The sequence below is a fragment of the Brevundimonas sp. genome (assembly GCF_050729455.1).
Classification (GTDB): domain Bacteria; phylum Pseudomonadota; class Alphaproteobacteria; order Caulobacterales; family Caulobacteraceae; genus Brevundimonas.
The window spans coordinates 25,310-44,311 of the sequence record NZ_JBOHLI010000015.1; the positions used below are offsets into that span (position 1 = coordinate 25,310).

Annotated in this window: 19 protein-coding genes and 1 tRNA gene; 15 read left to right on the top strand and 5 right to left on the bottom strand. The window is 67.0% G+C overall.

The window, feature by feature from the left end; genetic code table 11:
• The 3 genes from gatA to gatB are packed head-to-tail and all read left to right on the top strand — an operon-like array spanning nucleotide 1 to nucleotide 3,250.
• Nucleotides 1-1,479 carry an Asp-tRNA(Asn)/Glu-tRNA(Gln) amidotransferase subunit GatA gene (gene gatA, locus ACREEF_RS05775; RefSeq protein WP_431564646.1) on the top strand — a complete coding sequence of 493 codons (1,479 nt, stop codon included), beginning with the start codon at nucleotides 1-3 and terminating at the stop codon, nucleotides 1,477-1,479.
• On the top strand, nucleotides 1,473-1,748 hold the full coding sequence (locus tag ACREEF_RS05780) for a hypothetical protein (RefSeq protein ID WP_431564647.1): 276 nt from the start codon (nucleotides 1,473-1,475) through the stop codon (nucleotides 1,746-1,748). Before gatA ends, ACREEF_RS05780 begins: the two co-directional genes overlap by 7 nt.
• 2 nt (nucleotides 1,749-1,750) lie before the next feature.
• Entirely contained in the window at nucleotides 1,751-3,250 is a 1,500-nt protein-coding gene (gene gatB, locus ACREEF_RS05785) for an Asp-tRNA(Asn)/Glu-tRNA(Gln) amidotransferase subunit GatB (RefSeq protein ID WP_431564648.1), read from the top strand.
• A 194-nt stretch (nucleotides 3,251-3,444) separates the two neighbouring features.
• Here gatB and ACREEF_RS05790 read toward each other — a convergent pair whose 3' ends face one another.
• Together ACREEF_RS05790 and ACREEF_RS05795 are read right to left on the bottom strand one after the other, a co-directional pair.
• On the bottom strand, nucleotides 3,445-4,329 hold the full coding sequence (locus tag ACREEF_RS05790; protein WP_431564649.1) for an RcnB family protein: 885 nt from the start codon (nucleotides 4,327-4,329) through the stop codon (nucleotides 3,445-3,447).
• Nucleotides 4,330-4,490: 161 nt separating this feature from the next.
• The gene (locus ACREEF_RS05795) at nucleotides 4,491-5,045 is read right to left on the bottom strand and encodes an RcnB family protein (protein WP_431564650.1); all 555 of its coding nucleotides are present in this window, start codon (nucleotides 5,043-5,045) and stop codon (nucleotides 4,491-4,493) included.
• Nucleotides 5,046-5,280: 235 nt separating this feature from the next.
• On the opposite strand from ACREEF_RS05795, the gene ACREEF_RS05800 reads away from it, so the two are divergent.
• The 4 genes from ACREEF_RS05800 (at nucleotide 5,281) to ACREEF_RS05815 (ending at nucleotide 6,572) form a co-directional block, all read left to right on the top strand.
• Entirely contained in the window at nucleotides 5,281-5,583 is a 303-nt protein-coding gene (locus ACREEF_RS05800) for a sel1 repeat family protein (RefSeq protein ID WP_431564651.1), read from the top strand.
• A gap of 82 nt (nucleotides 5,584-5,665) precedes the next feature.
• Nucleotides 5,666-5,971: an ETC complex I subunit gene (locus ACREEF_RS05805; protein WP_431564652.1), complete on the top strand. Its 306-nt coding sequence runs from the start codon at nucleotides 5,666-5,668 to the stop codon at nucleotides 5,969-5,971.
• Between the two features lie 27 nt (nucleotides 5,972-5,998).
• Nucleotides 5,999-6,075 (top strand) — tRNA-Arg (locus ACREEF_RS05810).
• A gap of 173 nt (nucleotides 6,076-6,248) precedes the next feature.
• Nucleotides 6,249-6,572, top strand: coding sequence for a DUF805 domain-containing protein (locus ACREEF_RS05815; RefSeq protein ID WP_431564669.1), 324 nt, complete (start codon nucleotides 6,249-6,251; stop codon nucleotides 6,570-6,572).
• A 6-nt stretch (nucleotides 6,573-6,578) separates the two neighbouring features.
• Here the strand turns inward: ACREEF_RS05815 and metC are convergent, their stop codons facing one another.
• Nucleotides 6,579-7,742: a cystathionine beta-lyase gene (metC, locus tag ACREEF_RS05820; RefSeq protein WP_431564653.1), complete on the bottom strand. Its 1,164-nt coding sequence runs from the start codon at nucleotides 7,740-7,742 to the stop codon at nucleotides 6,579-6,581.
• 96 nt (nucleotides 7,743-7,838) lie between these two features.
• Here metC and ACREEF_RS05825 point away from each other — a divergent pair, with 96 nt between their 5' ends.
• Both ACREEF_RS05825 and ACREEF_RS05830 read left to right on the top strand, forming a co-directional pair.
• The gene (locus ACREEF_RS05825) at nucleotides 7,839-8,924 is read left to right on the top strand and encodes an amino acid ABC transporter substrate-binding protein (RefSeq protein WP_431564654.1); all 1,086 of its coding nucleotides are present in this window, start codon (nucleotides 7,839-7,841) and stop codon (nucleotides 8,922-8,924) included.
• A 29-nt stretch (nucleotides 8,925-8,953) separates the two neighbouring features.
• Entirely contained in the window at nucleotides 8,954-10,267 is a 1,314-nt protein-coding gene (locus tag ACREEF_RS05830; protein WP_431564655.1) for a dicarboxylate/amino acid:cation symporter, read from the top strand.
• 5 nt (nucleotides 10,268-10,272) lie between these two features.
• On the opposite strand, the gene sseA is transcribed toward ACREEF_RS05830, so the two are convergent.
• A complete protein-coding gene (sseA, locus tag ACREEF_RS05835; RefSeq protein ID WP_431564656.1) occupies nucleotides 10,273-11,121 on the bottom strand; it encodes a 3-mercaptopyruvate sulfurtransferase in 849 nt (282 codons plus the stop codon).
• Between the two features lie 166 nt (nucleotides 11,122-11,287).
• On the opposite strand from sseA, the gene kdsA reads away from it, so the two are divergent.
• Genes kdsA through ACREEF_RS05860 form a run of 5 tightly spaced genes read left to right on the top strand, consistent with a single transcriptional unit; the run spans nucleotide 11,288 to nucleotide 16,518 of the window.
• Nucleotides 11,288-12,166, top strand: a complete 879-nt coding sequence (gene kdsA / locus ACREEF_RS05840) for a 3-deoxy-8-phosphooctulonate synthase (protein ID WP_431564657.1) — start codon at nucleotides 11,288-11,290, stop codon at nucleotides 12,164-12,166.
• An 18-nt stretch (nucleotides 12,167-12,184) separates the two neighbouring features.
• Complete coding sequence (gene rfaE2 / locus ACREEF_RS05845) at nucleotides 12,185-13,648, top strand: D-glycero-beta-D-manno-heptose 1-phosphate adenylyltransferase (RefSeq protein ID WP_431564658.1); 1,464 nt, start codon at nucleotides 12,185-12,187, stop codon at nucleotides 13,646-13,648.
• Nucleotides 13,645-14,646: an ADP-glyceromanno-heptose 6-epimerase gene (gene rfaD, locus ACREEF_RS05850; RefSeq protein ID WP_431564659.1), complete on the top strand. Its 1,002-nt coding sequence runs from the start codon at nucleotides 13,645-13,647 to the stop codon at nucleotides 14,644-14,646. Before rfaE2 ends, rfaD begins: the two co-directional genes overlap by 4 nt.
• Complete coding sequence (locus ACREEF_RS05855) at nucleotides 14,643-15,746, top strand: DUF3089 domain-containing protein (RefSeq protein WP_431564660.1); 1,104 nt, start codon at nucleotides 14,643-14,645, stop codon at nucleotides 15,744-15,746. Before rfaD ends, ACREEF_RS05855 begins: the two co-directional genes overlap by 4 nt.
• Nucleotides 15,736-16,518: a hypothetical protein gene (locus tag ACREEF_RS05860; protein WP_431564661.1), complete on the top strand. Its 783-nt coding sequence runs from the start codon at nucleotides 15,736-15,738 to the stop codon at nucleotides 16,516-16,518. Before ACREEF_RS05855 ends, ACREEF_RS05860 begins: the two co-directional genes overlap by 11 nt.
• Here ACREEF_RS05860 and recG read toward each other — a convergent pair.
• A complete protein-coding gene (gene recG / locus ACREEF_RS05865; RefSeq protein WP_431564662.1) occupies nucleotides 16,515-18,596 on the bottom strand; it encodes an ATP-dependent DNA helicase RecG in 2,082 nt (693 codons plus the stop codon). The two genes, ACREEF_RS05860 and recG, sit on opposite strands and share 4 nt — an antisense overlap.
• Nucleotides 18,597-18,679: 83 nt before the next feature.
• Here recG and ACREEF_RS05870 point away from each other — a divergent pair, with 83 nt between their 5' ends.
• Nucleotides 18,680-18,994: a succinate dehydrogenase assembly factor 2 gene (locus ACREEF_RS05870; protein ID WP_431564663.1), complete on the top strand. Its 315-nt coding sequence runs from the start codon at nucleotides 18,680-18,682 to the stop codon at nucleotides 18,992-18,994.
• The last annotated feature ends 8 nt before the right edge of the window (nucleotides 18,995-19,002 follow it).

A 19,002-nucleotide genomic window follows, 5' to 3' on the forward strand; every position in this document is an offset into this window, starting at 1 on the left:
ATGACCGATCTGACCAAACTTACGCTCAAAGACGCCGTCGACGGCCTGAAGGCCAAGACCTTCTCGTCGGAAGAGCTGACCCGCGCCTTCCTGAGCAACATCGAGGCCTCCAACCCGGCGCTGAACGCCTATGTCGAGGTGACGGCGGACAAGGCGCTGGAACAGGCGCGCGCGTCTGACGCCCGCATCGCCGCCGGGACGGCTGGCGCGCTGGAAGGCGCGCCGCTGGGCATCAAGGACCTGTTCTGCACCGAGGGCGTGCAGACGACCGCCGGCTCCAACATGCTGCGCGGCTTTGTGCCGCCATATGAATCGACCGTCACCGCCAATCTGTGGCGCGACGGCGCGGTCATGCTGGGCAAGCTCAACATGGACGAGTTCGCCATGGGCTCGGCCAACGAGACCTCGGCCTTCGGTCCGGTGAAGAACCCGTGGAAGGCCAAGGGTTCGGACGCCGAACTGACGCCGGGCGGTTCGTCGGGCGGGTCCGCCTCGGCTGTGGCCTCGGATCTGTGCCTGGCCGCGACGGCCTCGGACACCGGCGGCTCGATCCGCCAGCCCGCCGCCTTCACCGGCACGGTTGGCATCAAGCCCACCTATGGCCGCGCCAGCCGCTTCGGCATGGTGGCCTTCGCTTCCTCGCTGGATCAGGCCGGCCCGATCACCAAGACGGTGACAGACGCCGCCATCCTGCTGAAGTCCATGTGCTCGTTCGACGCCAAGGATTCGACCAGCCTCGACATCCCGACCCCGGACTGGACGCAATCGGTCGGCCAGTCGGTCAAGGGCCTGCGCATCGGCGTTCCGGCGGAATACCTGATCGACGGCATGTCCGAAGAGATCAAGGCGCTGTGGGAGCAGGGCGTGGCCTGGCTGAAGGCCGCCGGTTGCGAGATCGTCGAGATCAGCCTGCCGCACACCAAATACGCCCTGCCGGCCTATTACATCGTGGCCCCGGCCGAGGCGTCGTCGAACCTGGCCCGTTATGACGGCATGCGCTTCGGTCACCGCGCCGAGGACTTCTCGTCGCTGGACGATCTCTACGCCGCTTCGCGCGCCGAGGGCTTCGGCAAGGAGGTCCAGCGCCGCCTGACCATCGGCACCTATGTGCTGTCGGCGGGCTTCTATGACGCCTACTACGTCAAGGCGCTGAAGGTGCGTCGCCGTATCGCCGAGGACTTCGACAACGTCTGGGGCAAGGTGGACGCCATCCTGACCCCGTCGACCCCGACGGCGGCGTTCAAGCTGGGCGACAAGCAGATCGACCCGCTGACCATGTACCTGAACGACGTCTTCACGGTGACGACCAACCTGGCCGGTCTGCCGGGCATCTCGGTGCCCGCCGGCCTGAGCAGCGACGGTCTGCCGCTGGGCCTTCAGGTCATCGGCAAGGCCCTTGATGAGGCGACCGTCTTCCAGGTCGCGGCTGCGCTGGAAGACTCCGCCGGCTTCGTGGCTAAGCCGGAGAAGTGGTGGTGACTGATTGGCGGCTGGTTCTTCGAAACTGGCTGTTGATCGCTTTCGGAGCGCTGCTTTTGGTTTGGGGACTCGGAAACGAGTTGGTCTTTCCTGTGCAACACAGCATTGAGATAGACGAAGTTGAAAGCAGCCGACGCGTGTTCGGCGTTGAATCGGCTCTCTGGCTTGCTTTGCCAGCTCTGCTGATCGCCATCGTCGGGTTGTGGCGCTCCTACGATGCTTGGGCGACCGAGCTTTCTCCCTCTCATCGAGGGAAGGACAAGAGATAGAGATGACTGAGGCTCACACGTCCAAACTGATCAAAGGTCGCACCGGCGACTGGGAAATCGTCATGGGGCTGGAAATCCACGCCCAGGTGGCGTCGAACGCCAAGTTGTTCTCGGGCGCGGCCGTGGGCTTCGGCGCGGGGCCGAACGAGCAGGTGTCGCTGGTCGACGCCGGCTTCCCCGGCATGCTGCCGACCCTGAACAAGCACTGCGTCGAGCAGGCGGTGAAGTCGGGTCTGGGCCTGAAGGCGCAGATCAATCTGCGGAGCCAGTTCGACCGCAAGAACTACTTCTATCCCGACCTGCCGACCGGCTATCAGATCAGCCAGCTGTATCACCCGATCGTGGGCGAGGGCGTGGTCGAGGTCGAGGCCGAGGACGGCAGCTTCTTCAACGTCGGCATCGAGCGCCTGCACCTGGAGCAGGACGCGGGCAAGCTGATCCACGACCTGTCGCCAACCGAGTCCTATGTCGACCTGAACCGGGCCGGCACGGCGCTGATGGAGATCGTCTCGCGTCCCGACATCCGTTCGCCGGAACAGGCGGTCGCCTACGTCAAGAAGATCCGGACCATCCTGATCTATCTCGGCACCTGCGACGGCGACATGGAGAAGGGCAACCTGCGCGCCGACGTCAACGTCTCGGTCTGCCGCGTCGGCAACTACGACAAGTTCAAGGAAACGGGCGACTTCGGCTTCCTGGGCACGCGCTGCGAGATCAAGAACGTCAACAGCTTCCGCTTCATTTCTCAGGCGATCAATTACGAGGCGCGCCGCCAGATCGAGATCCTCGAGGACGGCGGTTCGATCGTTCAGGAAACCCGCCTGTATGATCCGACGGCGGGCGAGACGCGCTCGATGCGCTCCAAGGAAGAGGCGATGGACTATCGCTACTTCCCCGACCCCGACCTGCTGCCGCTCGAGATCGAGCAGGCCTGGATCGACGCGATCAAGGCCGATCTGCCGGAGCTTCCGGACGAGAAGCGCCGTCGCCTGATGGCGGACTACGGCCTGTCGCAGTACGACGCCGTGGTGCTGATCTCGGAACAGGCCAAGGCCGACTACTTCGAGGCCGCCGCCAAGGGCCGCGACGCCAAGCTGGTGTCCAACTGGGTCACCAACGAGGTCTCGGCGCGTCTGGCCGCGGACGGCAAGGACTTCAGCGAGAACCCGCTGCCGGCCGCGCACGTGGCCCAGTTGGTCGAACTGATCGAGACTAACGTCATCTCGTCCAAGATCGCCAAGGAAGTCTTCGACTACGTCTGGAACGGCGAAGGCTCGCCCGCCGAGGTCGTTGAGAAGCACGGTTTGAAGCAGGTGACCGACACCGGCGCCATCGAGCAGGCGGTCGACGACATCATCGCCGCCAACCCGGACAAGGCCGCCGCCGTTGCCGAGAAGCCCCAGGCCCTCGGCTGGTTCGTCGGTCAGGTCATGAAGGCCACGGGCGGCAAGGCCAACCCGGCTGCCGTCAACGACATCCTCAAATCAAAGCTTGGGCTTTGATCTGAGCGTTCTTCCTGGGGGCTTCGGCCCCCATACCCCCGTGGGCTAACGCTCGCGATGCGGTCGCTCGCTGCATGAGCGAGCGCGAAGCGCCAGGCCGCGTCGGGTCGAAAAGGCGGAGCCTTTTGACCGCGGACCACAAGAAAGGCCCCGGAGATCGCTCTCCGGGGCCTCTTTCGTTTCGACGCCGGCTACTAGTTCCAGGCGTCTCGGACGACTTCGATGATGTAGCCGTCGTACTCGTCGATCAGATAGATGGTGTTGTCGACATAGACCCAGCGGGTCCCCGGAGGCGGGTAGCCGAGGCCATAGGTCCGCCAGTCGTTGACCTGATAACGCCAGAAGATGTCCGGCAGGTACTGGCCGACGTAGTACTGACGGTTCCAATAGCTGCGCGGCACGCTGTAGTAGCCGTAGCCCGGCGCGAAATAGAAGCCGAGCCGCACGCCGTTCCAGCCCCGGAAGCGCCGGTCGTGGCGCCACCAGTCGCCGCGGTGCCGCTGGTTCCAGTCACGCCGCCACTGGTCGCGGTTCCAGCGGTTGTGGAAGTCGCGATAGTCGCGGTCCTGGTTCCAGTTCGGCCGATCCGGACGGTTGGGGCGGTCGGGCCGATCAGGGCGGTCAGGCCTGTTCCAATCCGGCCGGTTCGGGCGGTTCGGTTGCTGCGAGCCTGGCCGCTCGGGGCGATCCCAGTCCGGACGGTCAGGTCGATCAGGGCGTCCGGGCCGATCGGGGCGGTTCGGACGATCCGGGGCTCCCGGTCGGTCAGGCCTGTTCTGTTCAGGAGCATCAGGACGGTCCGGGCGGTTGGGACGCTCAGGCCGATCCGGCCGGTTGGGGCGACCTTCCCCGCCCGACCACTGGGGTCGTTCGGGACGGGAAGCACGGGGTTCATGCGCGCGCTGTTGCGGCGACACGGATTGATCGCCGCTCTCGGCCCGCCTTTGTGCGCGTGACGCGCGCGGGGCGTCTTCCTGCACCTCTTGCGCCTGCTGATCCTGAGCCAGCGCCGCCATGGGGGCGACGGCCGGGAGGACAAAGCCGGCGATGGCCGTGAACACCATCAGGGAACGTTTCATGGTCGTGTTCCTCGCACGCCGAGAATGGCGGCTTGATCGCAAATCTGATCCCGTCGCCATGAACCGCGGCTGAACATCGGTCGATGGAGACTTGCAGGTTTCCATGAAAAAGCCCCGCAAAGCCAAGCTCTGCGGGGCTTTCTGAAGGCGATGCACAAGACCTAGTAGATGTCGTGCAGCACGCTGGCGATCAGGCCGCTGGCGACCGCGATCAACAGGATGTCGTTGTTGGCGTGGACATAGCGATAGCCGCGCGGCGCGGGGCGCAGGCCGTAATAATAGGGATCGTCGACGTAGTAGCCGCGATAGGCCGACGGCAGATAGCCGCCCTGGCGCCAGCGATAGTCATGGTAGCGCGGCTCGACGCGATAATAGCCGCGGCCGGGCGCATACCAGTAGCCGTTGCGGGCGCCGCGATAGTCGCGGAACTCGGGTCGGCCGCGCCACCAGTCGCGATTGTTGCGGTCCCAGCGATCATGGCGGCGATCATGGCGATAGTCGCGGCGGTCGTCCCGCCGATCCTCGCGCCAGTCACGACGGTCTTCGCGGCGGTCCTCGCGCCATTCACGGTGATCATCGCGACGATCGCGGCGGTCCTCGCGGCGCTCCTGGCGCCATTCGCGATAGTCCTCGCGGCTCTGGGCCTGGGCGGCCAGCGGGGCGGCCGTGGTGGCCAGCGCCAGGGCGACGACGGCGGCCTTGGTCAGGCGGTTCATCGGATGCCTCCATACTCTGGGCGCCGGGGGAAGCTGCGGACGGCCCGTTGAAACAGGAGGCCAAGGTCGGGCCCGACGCATGAACCCGTCCTGAACGGTCGCGTCAGGTTTCAGCCGCGAGCTTAGCCGCGAAAATTGAAGCGCCGGTTGGCCGTTAACTCTAATTTCAAACCGGCGGTATTTGAATGAGGCTCGAAAGGCAGGGTCAGAATGACCAACGCCCGGAGGACTGGCTATGACCGCGCACGAAACCGCGCCTGAGGCTATCGAAACCGCGGCCCTGCCGCTGCCGACCGTCGACATGGACGGTGACGCCCTGTTCCGACTGGGACTGGCCTACTCGGCCGGACTGGACGGCTGCCCCATAGACCGGGTCTCGGCCCACATGATCTTCAACCTGGCGGCCATGAAGGGCTCGGTCGAGGCGCGCGTCTATCGCCGCGAGATGAGCCAGGAGATGGAGCACGACGAGATCGCCGAGGCCCAGCGCGCCGCGCGCCGCTGGATCGACGCCGGTTCGACCACGCTCGCCGCCTGAAGCTTATAGGCCCGGACGCTGGACCGGGCGGCGACGTCGGGTTATGGACCCGGCAAGACACGTCGCCGAAGGATTCCCGCCCATGCTCGCTCGCATCTATCGCCCGGCCAAGACCGCGATGCAGTCGGGCAAGGCCAAGACCAACGACTGGCGGCTGGAGTTCGAACCGGCCTCGGCGCGCACCCAGGACCCACTGACCGGCTGGACCAGCTCCAACGACATGAACGGCCAGGTCCGCCTGAGCTTCGAGACCAAGGAAGAGGCGGTCGAATACGCCGAACGGCACGGCATCGCCTTCCGCCTGCACGAGCCGCAGGACGCACCGCTGATCCTCAAGGCCTACGCCGACAACTTCGCCACCAACCGCAAGCAGTCCTGGACGCACTGAGTCCAAGGAAGCGCGGTTTCGGCTCCGGCGCCCTTAGCTCAACCGGATAGAGCACCCGCCTTCTAAGCGGGATGTTGCAGGTTCGAGTCCTGCAGGGCGCGCCATTTTCTCGACAATTCCTGCTGCCTGCGGCCTCAAAGCGGAACGTCTGTGTGTCCGCCTAGGGGGAGCGGGCTTGACGGTACCATATTTCACATTGGGAGGGTGATCGTTGCAGTTCTTAAAAGGGCGATTCAACAGGGCCACTTACTGGACCGGAATTGCAATCATCGCTGCGATGCTCATCGCTGCCCGGCTTCTGGGGTTCAAATCCACGATCTCCGAGTTCCTTCTCGTCCTCGTTTGTATCCCAAGAATGCATGACATGGGGTGGTCCGGGCGATGGGTGTTTCTCCCTGTCGCCATAGAGGTGATCGGTGTCTTCTGGGCCGTTACATTGCCTCCCGAACAGGCTGTCATCGTGATGGGCACGATAACCTTGATGATAGCAGCAACAATGGTTTGGCTCGGATGCCTGAAGGGGCAAGCAAAGTGGAACCAGTATGGCGATCCACCCCCGCCTGGTCTCGCTTTCAGAAGCAGGGCAGCTTCGACCCATTAAGGCCCGCTACGGGACGAAAGCCGCCAGTCCGTTCTTCAGATCGGCAATCAGGTCCGCCGGGTCTTCCAGCCCGATATGCAGACGCAGAAGCTGACCCGACAGGGCTGGGGCGTGCTGGCGGTAGGCCAGTTGCGGGGTTTCGTGGGTGATCAGGCTTTCGAAGCCGCCCCAGGAATAGCCCATGCCGAACAGGGTCAGCGCCCGCATCAGGGCGTGGGCCGCCGCCTTGTCGCCGCCCTTCATGACGACGCCCATCAGGGCCGCGCCGCCGGAATAGTCGCGCCGCCACAGGTCGTGGCCGACCGAGCCGGGCAGGGGCGGGAACAGGACGCGCTCGACCTCTGGCCGGGCTTGGAGCCATTCGGCGACCTGAAGCGCGGACTTGAGCGCCTCGTTGTAGCGCAGCGGCAGGGTCCGCAGGCCGCGCAGGGCCAGCCAGGCGTCGTCGGGCGAGACGTGCCAGCCCATGTCCTCGATGGTGTGCAGGACGGCGCGGGCGACCTCAGCGTCCTGAACCGCGACGGCGCCCATCAGCAGGTCGGAATGGCCGGCGGCGTACTTGGTCACGGCCTGGACGCTGACGTCGACGCCGTGATCCAGCGGGCGGAAGGCCAGGCCCGCCGCCCAGGTGTTGTCCATCACCGTCAGCACGCCGCGCGCCTTGCAGGCCTCGGCCAGGGCGGGAACGTCGACGATCTCGAACGTCAGGGACGACGGGGATTCGATCAGCAGCAGACGGGTCTGTTCGCCGCACAGCGACAGGATGTCCGACGTCGTGGCGCCCGCCGGATGGAAATGCGTGGCGATCCCTCGCGCGGCCATGTGGCGGGTCAGGAAGCGGCGGGTCGGGCCATAGACGGCGTCGCTGGCCACCACCTCGTCACCCGGACGCAACAGGGCCAGCAGGGGGACGGTCACGGCGGCGAGGCCCGACGGGACCAGGAAGGCGTCGCTCGCCCCCTCCAGATCGGCCAGGGCGGCGCGCAGTTCGCGGGCGGCGCTGGTCCCATCCAGGCCATAGACCGGCCCCGGCGTCGAATCCTGCATCGAGGCCGGGTCGTCGCTGAGCATGGTGGAGGCGCGCTCGACCGACGGATTGACCGGCCGCCGCCCCTGGCCGCGTCGCGTGGCGGAAGCGATCAGGCGAGTGCGGTCGGAAAGGCGAGGCATGAGAGCTCCGGCGGGTTGCGGTTCCGGGCCTAGAGGGCTCTAAAGAAGCCGGGGGCGCAAGCTGGCGAGGGTGACGGAATGCGGGCGGCGAGGATCGTGACGGGAATATCGCTGGCGCTGTTGCTGGCGACGGGCGCCTGCGAGCGCCGGGCCAAGACCGATCACACCGAGACGACGCCGACCTCGCGACCGACCACGACCGCCATGCCGGCGGACGTCGCCAGCCCCACTTTGGCGGCGATCAAGCAACGTGGTCACCTGAACTGCGGGGTCAATCAGGGGCTGGTCGGCTTCGCCTTCACCGACAATCGCGGCGCCTGGCGGGGCTTTGACGTCGATTTCTGTCGGGCCACGGCGGCGGCGATCTTCGGCGACCCGGACGCGGTGCGCTTCGTGCCCCTGACCGCCGAACTGAGGTTCGACGCCCTGCGCGACGGGCGCGTCGACGTGTTGTGGCGCAATACGTCCTGGACCATGAGCCGCGACACCGGCGGCGACCTGAGCTTCGCCGGGGTCAACTATTACGACGGCCAGGGTTTCCTGGTGCGCCGCGCCTTGAATCTGAGCAGCGCGTCCGAGCTGAACGGGGCGCGAATCTGCGTCCAGTCGGGCTCGACCACCGAACTGAACGTAGAGGACTATTTCCGCACGCGCGGGATCGAATACCGCCCCGTCGTGGTCAAGACCGAGGAGGAAGCCCGTCAGGCCTATGCGCGCGAGGAATGCGACGCCTTCACCGCCGACATCTCGGCCCTGGCGGCGGCGCGGACGACGCTGGCCAATCCTCAGCAGCACGCCATCCTGCCCGACGTGATCTCCAAGGAGCCGTTGGGGCCAGTCGTGCGGCGCGGCGATGACCAGTGGACGGCGGTGATCCGCTGGACGCTGAACGCCCTGATCCTGGGCGAGGAGTTGGGAGTCACCAGGGCCAATGTCGCCGCTTTGGCTCGCGACAGCCAGGAACCGCGCATCCGCCGCCTGTTGGGGATCGAGGGCGAGTTCGGGCCGTCGCTGGGCCTGCCTCGCACCTGGGCGCGCGACGCCATCGCGGCGGGCGGCAACTATGGCGAGGTCTTCGAGCGGAACCTTGGCCAGCAATCGACGCTAAACTTGGCCAGAGGGCTGAACGCGCAATGGAGCGCCCGGCCCAGTGGTCTGATCTACGGCCTGCCGATCCGGTAGTCCGTCGTCGAGCGGAGATTGGAGGGCGTATGGATCCGGCGAGAAAACGCGGCCTTCCTCTCCATACGCTGATGCTGATCGGCTTCCTCGTGGGGCTGGGCGGAGGGTTGATCGTCAATCTGACCATCGGCAGCGATGCGCCCTGGGTTCAGTGGCTGACCGCCAGCATCACGGGGCCGGTCGGGCAGATATTCCTGCGTCTGCTGTTCATGCTGGTGCTGCCGCTGCTGTTCTCGGCCCTGGTGATCGGCGTGGCCGAAATGGGCGACCTGAAGACCCTGGGAAGGGCAGGGACCAAGAGCCTGGTCTTCACCGTCTTCATCTCCGCCATCGCGGTCCTGATCGGCTTGGCCATGGTCAATATCTTCCGGCCCGGCGACGGGGTCGATCCCGCCCTGGCCCAGCAACTGCTGGAGCAGGGTCGCGGCGGCGCCGCCTCCATCGTCGGCAGCGCGCCTGAATCGGTGAAGGCGGGGGAATTCTTCCTCGACCTGGTGCCGACCAATGTTTTCACCGCCGCCGCCGAGAACCAGATCCTGCCGGTCATGGTCTTCGCCCTCTTCTTCGGTGTCGGCCTGGTGATGACCCGAAGCCCGGCGACGGAGCGGCTGCAACAGGCCATCGAAGGTCTGTTCGAGGTGATGATGAAGCTGATCAACATCGTCATCCGGATAGCGCCCGTGGCCATCGCCTGTCTGATGTTCAACCTGGCGGCCCTGTTCGGCTGGGAGCTGCTGGTGCGGTTGGCGGCCTATGTCGGCGTGGCCGTGGGGGCGATGGCGATCCATATGTTCGTCGTCTATCCGATCTGCGTCGCAACGCTCGGAGGGATGTCGCCGCTGAAGTTCTTCCGAGGCATCCGCGAGGCCATGGTGGTGGCCTTCTCGACCGCTTCGTCCAACGCCACCCTGCCGGTATCGCTGCGCATCGCCGAACAGAACCTGGGCCTGCCGCGCAAGATCGCCCGCTTTGTCCTGACCGTCGGGGCCACGGCCAACCAGAACGGCACGGCCCTGTTCGAGGGGGTGACAGTGCTGTTCCTGGCCCAGTTCTTCGGCGTGGATCTGAGCCTGGGTCAGCAGTTCGTGGTCATGCTGGTCTGTATTCTGGGCGGGGTCGGCACGGCGGGCGTGCCGGCGGGGTCTCTGCCGGTCATCGCCATGATCCTGGCCATGGTGGGCGTGCCGCCGGAAGGCATAGGTCTGATCCTGGGCGTCGACCGCTTCCTGGACATGTGCCGCACCACGCTGAACGTGACCGGCGATCTGGTCGTGGCGACCGTGGTGTCGCGCGGCGAGGAAGACACGGACGCGACGGCGCCGGTGACGGTCGCGACCGCCTGAAAGGACTACCCGACCGCAACGGGCGCGTCCTCGCGCGCGCCCCATTCCGCCCATGAGCCGTCATAAAGCCGCGAGGACCGACCCAGTTCGGCCAGGCCCAGGCTGAGGATGGCGGCGGTCACGCCGGACCCGCAACTGGTGATGACAGGGCGGTCAAGATCAAGCCCGGCGTCGCGGAAGGCGCCTTCTAGCGCGGACCCTCGCTTCATCGTTCCATCAGCATTCAGCACCTGGCCGAAAGGCAGGTTGATCGCGCCCGGCATATGGCCGGACCGCAGACCCGCGCGTGGCTCTGGGGCCTCGCCGCGAAAACGCGGGGCGGCGCGCGCGTCGAGCACTTGAATCGGCTCATTCAAGGCCTGTCGCACTTGATCCAGATCGACCACGGCTGCGGCATCGAGTTGAGGCTGGAACTGCGCCGGCGTCGCTGGCGTGGAGGGTGTCTGTGCCAGCGGCCGGCCTTCGGACCGCCATTTCGGCAGACCCCCGTCCAGCACCTGAACATGCGTCGCCCCCATCGAGCGCAACATCCACCACACCCTTGGCGCGGAGCGAATTCCCATGGTGTCGTACACCACGATATGGTCGGTCTCGGCTAGCCCCAGGGCTCCCATGCGGGCGGCGAAGGCTGCTGCGCCAGGCATCATGTGGGGAAGGCTGGAGCCCTGATCGGAACTGGCCTCAAGGTCGAAGAAGACGGCGCCGGGCAGGCGGCTCGCTTCGAAATCGGGCCGTCCGTCTCGCCCGTCCAAATGCCAACTGCCGTCAACTATGCGGAGGGTCGGATCGTCAAGGCGGGTCTCTAGTTCCGCGGTTGAGATCAGAGGTGAGGCCAGCGGCGAAAAGGGGGTCATAGGAGCAGACTATCACATTGCGCGGTATGCAGGGCTCTGCGGGCCTGTGGTCAGGCGGTGAGTCGCCCTGTAGGTTGCGCAGCCGAGGGTCCGACGCCACCTGTCGGACGCAAAGTCGCGGCATAGGCCCGCGAACATATCGATTCAAACAGCCGAAAGCGCCGCCGTGAACCGTCCCAACGCCGTCATCGAACTGTCTGCAGGTCTCAAGAAGCCCGTCGTGATCGGCGGCGGCCGTCGTATCGTCTTCATCGCCGGTCCCTGCCAGATGGAAAGCCGCCAGCACGCGCTGGAAACGGCGCATCGGCTGAAGGAAATCGGCGACCGGCTGGACGTCGGCATCATCTACAAGACCAGCTTCGACAAGGCGAACCGCACCAGCGCCACTGCCGCGCGCGGCATCGGCCTGAAGGAAGCCCTGCCGATCTTTGCTGAAATTCGCGAAGTCACCGGCCTGCCGACCCTGACGGACGTCCACTCCGAGGCGCAGTGCGAAGGCGTGGCTGAGGCCGTCGACGTGCTGCAGATTCCGGCCTTCCTGTCGCGCCAGACCGACCTGCTGCTGGCCGCCGCCGCCACCGGCAAGGCGATCAACATCAAGAAGGGTCAGTTCCTGGCCCCCTGGGACATGAAGAACGTCATCGCCAAGGTGGTCGGCGCGGGCAACCCCAACGTCATGGCCTGCGAGCGCGGGGCCAGCTTCGGCTACAACACTCTGGTCAGCGATATGCGGTCCCTGCCGATCATGCGCGAGATCGGCTGCCCGGTCGTCTTCGACGCGACCCACAGCGTGCAGCAGCCGGGCGGGCAGGGCACGTCCTCGGGCGGGCAGCGTGAGTTTGTGCCGGTGCTGGCACGCGCCGCCGTGGCCGTGGGCGTGGACGCGGTCTTCCTGGAGACGCACGAAGACCCCGACAACGCGCCGTCGGACGGCCCCAACATGGTGCCGCTGGACCAGTTCGAAGCCCTGGCCGCCGAACTGATCGCTTTCGACGACCTGGCCATCAAGGTTGGCGCCAAGGCGCCGATGGCGAACCTGGCCTGAATCCGGTAGTTCGGCGGCATGGCTGAACGATCACTGGATTTGGGCGCGCTGCAAGGGTTGCTGGCGCAGGTGCATGAGCTGAAGGTCGCCTGCGTGGGCGACCTGATGCTGGATCGCTATGTCTATGGCGAGGTCAGCCGCATCTCGCCCGAGGCCCCGATCCCCGTCCTGCGCGCGCGCCGCACCGTGGCCATGCCCGGCGGCGTGGGCAATGTGGCGCGCAACGTCGCGGCCCTGGGCGGTCATGCCCGGCTGGGCGCTGTGGCGGGTCAGGATGCCGCGGGCGCCGAACTGACCGATCTGATCGCCGCAGAGGTCCGGGTCGAGGACGCCCTGGTCCGCCCTGAGGGCGCGGCCACCATCGTCAAGACGCGCTTTGTCGCCGCCGGTCAGCAACTTCTGCGTCTGGACGACGAACAGCCCGCCACCGGCGCCTATGGCGACAAGTCCGTGTTCAAGGGCGCCAAGTCCATCCTGTTGTCGGACTACGCCAAGGGGGTGGTGGACGACGCCCTGATCGAGGCGGCGCTGTGGGCCGGTCGCGAATACGGCGCGCCGGTCATCGTGGACCCCAAAGGGCGCGACTTCGCCCGCTATGGCGCGGTCGACCTGATCAAGCCGAACGCCAGCGAACTGGCCGGGGCCACCGGCCTGCCGGTCGATACGGACGCCGAGGTCGAGGCGGCGCTGGCGGCCCTGCTGGCCGCGACGACGGCCAAGGCGGTCGTCGTCACCCGCGCGGGGAAGGGCATGACCCTGGCGCGCCGCGACGGGGCCGTCGTGCATTTCCCCGGTCGGGCGCGCGAGGTCTATGACGTGTCCGGCGCCGGCGACACCTCGCTGGCGGCGTTGGGTCTGGCGCTCGGCGCGGGCGCGTCGTTGGAGACAGCGGTGCAGTTCGCCATCCTCGCCTCGGGCGTGGTGGTCGGCAAGAGCGGCACGGCGGTCGTGACGCCTGCCGAACTGATCGAGGCCGAGATGAGCCAGCATGCGGCCCTGGCCCAGTCCAAGGTCACGCCGCTGGACGAACTGTCGGATCAGGTCGAGGCGTGGAAGCGCCAGGGCCTGAAGGTCGGCTTCACCAACGGCTGCTTCGACATCCTGCACCGCGGCCACGTCGCCTATCTGGCCCAGGCGCGCAGCTGGTGCGACCGGCTGGTGGTGGCGCTGAACACCGACGCCTCGGTGCGTCGTCTGAAGGGCGAGGGGCGGCCGGTCAATGATCTGGACAGCCGCGCCGCCGTCATCGGCGGTCTGGCCAGCGTGGATCGGGTGACGGCCTTTGACGATCCGACGCCGATGGCTCTGATCGAGCGGCTGCGGCCCGATGTCCTGATCAAGGGCGCGGACTACACCAAGGACAAGGTGGTCGGCGCCGCCGAGGTCGAAAGCTGGGGCGGCGTGGTTCGTCTGGCTGATTTCGCCGACGGCTATTCCACGACCAAGACGATCGAGAAGATGACGACCGGAGCTGCCGAATGATCCCTCGCATGATCGTCGTCACGGGCGGCGCGGGCTTCATTGGCTCCAACATCGTCGCCCGCCTGTGCGAGAGCGAGGCCTGGGACGTGGTCGTCTGCGACCGGCTGGAGACGGCCGACCTCGCCAAGTGGAAGAACATCGCCAAGCATCCGATCGCCGACCTGTGGGCGCCGGAAGAACTGTTCGAACAACTGGAGCGCCACGCCGAGCGGATCGAGGCCGTGGTGCACATGGGCGCCATTTCCTCGACGACCGAGCCGGACGCGGACCTGATCCTGCGCACCAACTTCAGCCTGTCGCGCGACATCTGGGACTGGTGCGCGCTGCGCGACGTGCGGATGATCTACGCCTCCTCGGCGGCGACCTACGGCGACGGCGAGACGGGTTTCGAGGATCGCGACGATCCTGAGAGCCTGAATGCGCTTCGACCGCTAAACGCCTATGGTTATTCGAAATATCTGTTCGACCAGTATGCGGTGCGTCAGGCCGATCGCGGTCAGGCGCCGCGCCAGTGGGCCGGGCTGAAATTCTTCAACGTCTATGGCCCCAACGAGGGTCACAAGGGCGGGATGAAGTCGGTCGTGGCCCAGATCTGGCCCAAGGTGCAGGCGGGCGAGACGGTCAGCCTGTTCCGCTCGCACAACCCCAACTATCCCGACGGCGGGCAGCTGCGCGACTTCGTCTACGTCGACGATGTGGTGAACATCATCGAGTGGCTGCTGCAGACGCCGGGCGTGTCGGGCGTGTTCAACGCCGGGTCGGGTCAGGCGCGGTCCTTCGCCGATCTGGCGCGGGCGACCTTCGCGGCGGCGGGCAAGGAGCCGTCGATCGCCTATGTCGATATGCCCGAGACGATCCGCGACCGGTATCAGTACTTCACCGAGGCCAGCATGGACCGCATCCGCGCGGTCGGCTTCGGCGGCCAGTCGACCCCGCTGGAAGAAGGCGTGCGCCGTTACGTCCAGGACTTCCTGTCCCAGCCGGACCCCTATCGATGAAGGCGCCCAGCCTGACCTTGCGCCAATGGGTCGGCTATACGGGCTTTGCGCTGGTCTTCATTCTGGTGGCCGCAGTGGCCGTCTGGCGAGGAGATATCCTGAAGGCCGGGCTGGATCCTCAGGTCCCGTTCCAGACCTATGAGCCGCCGCCCGCGCCCGACTATGGGCTGGCCTCGGCCTGGGCCCTGCGCGATGCGCGCGCGCCGGGGGCGGGCGTCGCTCACGTCTTCTTCGTTCACGCGACGACCTATGAAGGCGGCAGCGACTGGAACGGCCCGATCGATCATCGCGACGCTGCGACCGATTTGCGGCGCAGCGTGTTGCCCAACTACGCGGGGCCGTTCGCCCGCGCCGGCGACGTCAGCGCGCCGCGCTATCGTCAGGCCAGCCTCTACACGCGACTGACCCTGCGCGAAGACGCGCGTGAGGCTAGGGCGTTCGCCTATCGGGATATTGACGCGGCCTTCAGCGCCTGGTTGCAGGCCCACCCCACCGGCCCGATCGTCCTGGTCGGGGTGGAGCAGGGCGCGGATCTCGTTGATCGGCTGCTTCATGATCGGGTGGTCAAGAGCGCTGAGCTAAAACAGAGACTTGCGGCGGCCTACCTCATGGAGGGGTTGATCCCCGCTACACGTTTCGAGGTCGTTCAACTCTGTCAGAGCCGCGATCAGGTGGGGTGCGTCCTGGCCTGGAAGTCGGTGGAAGAAGGCGACGACACCGAGGCGAACCGGGTGCTGCGGCGAGCCCTTGTCTGGGACGAACGCGGCGCCCTGGTCGGCGCCGACGGCGCGCCGACCGCTTGCGTCAACCCGGTGACGGGATCGGTGAAGCAATCGGCCTCGGCCATGCGCGACAGCCGTGGCGCGACCAATGCGACCAATCTGGAATGGGACGCGCGGCCCGCCTTCCAGAGCCGCATCGTGGCGGCGGAGTGCCGCGATGGAATCCTGTGGCGGTCGCCGCTGAACTCGGAATCCTTCCGAGCGCGCGGGTCGTGGGCGGATCGCCGCAAAATTCCGCCCTTCAACCTGTTCTTTGCGGACATCGAGGCCGATGTCCTGAATCGTACCGCTGCGTGGGAAAGATCTCGTGGGGCCTGAAGGCGTGAAGTCGGAATGGGGCGTCGACGGCGTCATCGTGGTGAACCTGGACCGCCGCCCTGACCGCTGGGCGGCGTTCCAGGAGGCCTGGCGGGATATCCTGCCGTGGGATCGGGTGGTTCGCCTGTCGGCTTCGGACGGTCAGCAACTGCCGGGATATGGTCAGAAGCCGTGGTTCCGGGGCCGCAAGCGCGACCGCACCTGGGCGGGCCGTGCGGGCTGCACACTGTCGCACGCCCGCGCCTTGAGGGAGGCGCATCGGCTGGGCTGGGGGCGCGTTCTGGTCATGGAGGACGACGCCATCCCCTCCGGACCGGCCGAGGCCTTGCCCGTCGTCCTGTCCTCGACCGACTGGGACCTGCTGTATCTCGGGTGCCGCGAACCGGTCGGCGTCGAGGATACGGTCGGCGGGCTCATGGCGATCCATGGCGGCCACGACACCCATGCCTATGCGGTCAACGAGCCGCTAAGGGATTGGTTGATCGCGCAGCTGCCCGACGAGACCAATGTCTGGGGCTGGATCGCCCGCGAACGCGCGGTGGATCGCTGGATGCGCCGCGAGATCGGCCGGCGATTTTCGGTCAAGCTGTGCCAGCCGCAACTGGCGATCCAGGCGGACGACGTGTCCGACATCACCCAGCGTCGCGAAGGCGCCTATTCATCGCCGGCCGAAGCGAAAAGATCGGCCCGGCGCCCGTCTGAAATGGGGCGGATCATCGAGATGGCTGGGGACCGCGTTCGTGCGGCCGTGAAGCGGATGGTCGGCTTCTAGTCCACGCCCGGCCGGTCGTTGCGCCAGTCGAACAGGGATTCCAGCACCCGCACGGCCTGACCGCGCGGGCTGGTCAGGTCGGGATCGCGGCCCAGGATCAGGCGCGCGTCGTCCGACGCCGCCAGCATCAGCGAGCGGTGCTTGATCGGGTCGGCGAAGCGATAGACGGGGAAGCCGCTCTGCTTCAGGCCCAGGGGGTCGCCGCCGCCGCGCAGGCGGAAGTCTTCCTCGGCGATCTCGAAGCCGTCCTCGGTGCGGCGCAGGGTCTCGAGCCGCTCGCGCGCGGTCTCGCCCAGCGCGCCGTCCTGGCCGCCGTACAGCAGGATGCAGGAACTGGACTTGGCCCCGCGTCCGACGCGTCCGCGCAGTTGGTGCAACTGAGCCAGACCGAAGCGGTCGGCGTGTTCGATGACCATGATCGAGGCGTTGGGCACGTCGACGCCGACCTCGACGACCGTGGTGGCGACCAGCAGCGGGATGCGGCCCTCGGCGAACTCGGCCATCACGGCTTCGCGCTCGGCGCCGGGCATCTGGCCGTGGGCCAGTCCGACCTCGACCTGCAGGATGCGGCGCAGGTCGTTGGCGCGCTCCTCGGCGGCGGCCAGATCGATGGCTTCTGACTCGGCCACCAGAGGACAGATCCAGTAGGCCTGAGCCCCGCTGTCAATCGCCGCCTTCAACCGTTTGGCGACTTCGCCGATGCGGACCAGTGGCACGACGGCGGTGGCGACCGGGGTGCGGCCCGGCGGCTTCTCCATCAGGCGGCTGACTTCCAGTTCGCCGTACTGGGTCAGTTCCAGCGTGCGCGGGATCGGGGTGGCCGACATGGTCAGCAGGTGGACGCCGTTTTCGCCCTTGGCCTGCAGCCGCTGGCGTTCGTTGACGCCAAAACGATGCTGTTCGTCGATGACGGCCAGGGCCAGGCGATGGAACTGGACCGCGTCCTGGAACAGGGCGTGAGTGCCGATGGCGACCTGGGCCTCGCCCGAGGCCAGGGCCGCCAGCCGCTGACGTCGCTCGCTCTGCGTGTCGCGGCCGGTCAGCAGGATGGTCGAGACGCCGGCTTCCTCCAGCATCGGGGCCAGCCGCTGATAATGCTGGCGGGCCAGGATCTCGGTCGGGGCCATCAGGGCCGACTGGAAGCCGCTGGAAGCCGCATCGGCCAGAGCCAGGGCGGCGACAGCGGTCTTGCCCGAACCCACGTCGCCCTGCAGCAGCCGCCCCATCTGCTCGCCCGAGGCCAGATCGGCGCGAATCTCCTCGATGGCGCGGGCCTGGGCGCCGGTCAGGGTGAAGGGCAGGGCGGCCAGCATCCGCTGCGAGGCCTCGCCTGCCGTGATGCGTGGGGCGGGCGTGGCGTGGCGGGTGCGGCGACGACGGGCCAGCGCCAGTTGGTGGGCAAACAGCTCGTCATAGGCCAGGCGCTGACGCGCCGGGGCCTCGGGCGTCAGGTCCATCTCCGAGGTCGGGGCGTGCAGCACCTCCAGCGCCGCGCGCCAGCCGGGCCAGCGCCGCGCCGACAGCCAGGCGGCGTCCTGCCATTCCTCCAGTTCCGGGGCCGCCGCCAGCGCGCCCTGCGCCAGCTTGCGCACCACGCGCGAGGTCAGGCCCTGGGTCGCCGGATAGACAGGCTCGGACAGGGGAATCTCGTCCGCCTTTTCCAGCGGCAGGATGTAGTCGGGGTGCGCGATCTGCACCTCGTTGTTGAAGCGCTCGACCTTGCCCGTCACCAGCCGCCGCTCGCCACGCGGTGCCAGGCTCTCGATGTGGCGCGGCGAACCTGCAAACCAGATCAGGTGGACGAAGCCGGTGTCGTCGGACGCCCGCATCTTCAGCGGCGCGCCGATCTTGTGCGGCGGGATCAGACGGTCGATCAGGACCTCGAAGACGCCGATCTCGCCCTCGACGGCGGCGGCGGCGGTCGTGCGGCGGCGCTGGATGATGCCGGACGGCGACAGGAACAGCACGTCGCGGACCAGCGGACCCGCCAGCTTGTGCACCAGAGGCGCGCTTCGAGGCCCCACGCCCTTCAGGGTGGAGACGTCCGCAAACAGGGGAAAGAGAATCTCGGGCCGCATTAGCCTCAGCATAGCTGGCGAAAACGGAACGGGAACGCTATCTGATCGAACTCTTCACATGAACGGACCGGGCAAGGAACCGCGTGGCCGATATTGATGCACGTCCAGAGGACGCCCGGAAACAACGACTCGGTCGGATTTCCTATCGCGCCTGGCGACGCGGTTTCCGCGAAGCCGACATGGTGCTGGGGCCGTTCGTCGATCAGGTCGGGCCGACGCTGAGCGACGAGGAACTGGATCAGCTGGAGCACCTCCTGAACGAGGAGGACCAATACCTCTACGCCTGGATCATCGAGAAGGAGCCGACGCCGCCGGAGTTCGACGGGCCGATGCTGGCGCGCATCCGGGCCTTCATGCGTGAACACGTCGCCGCGGAAGTGGCCAAGGGTATCGGTTGATGAGTGAG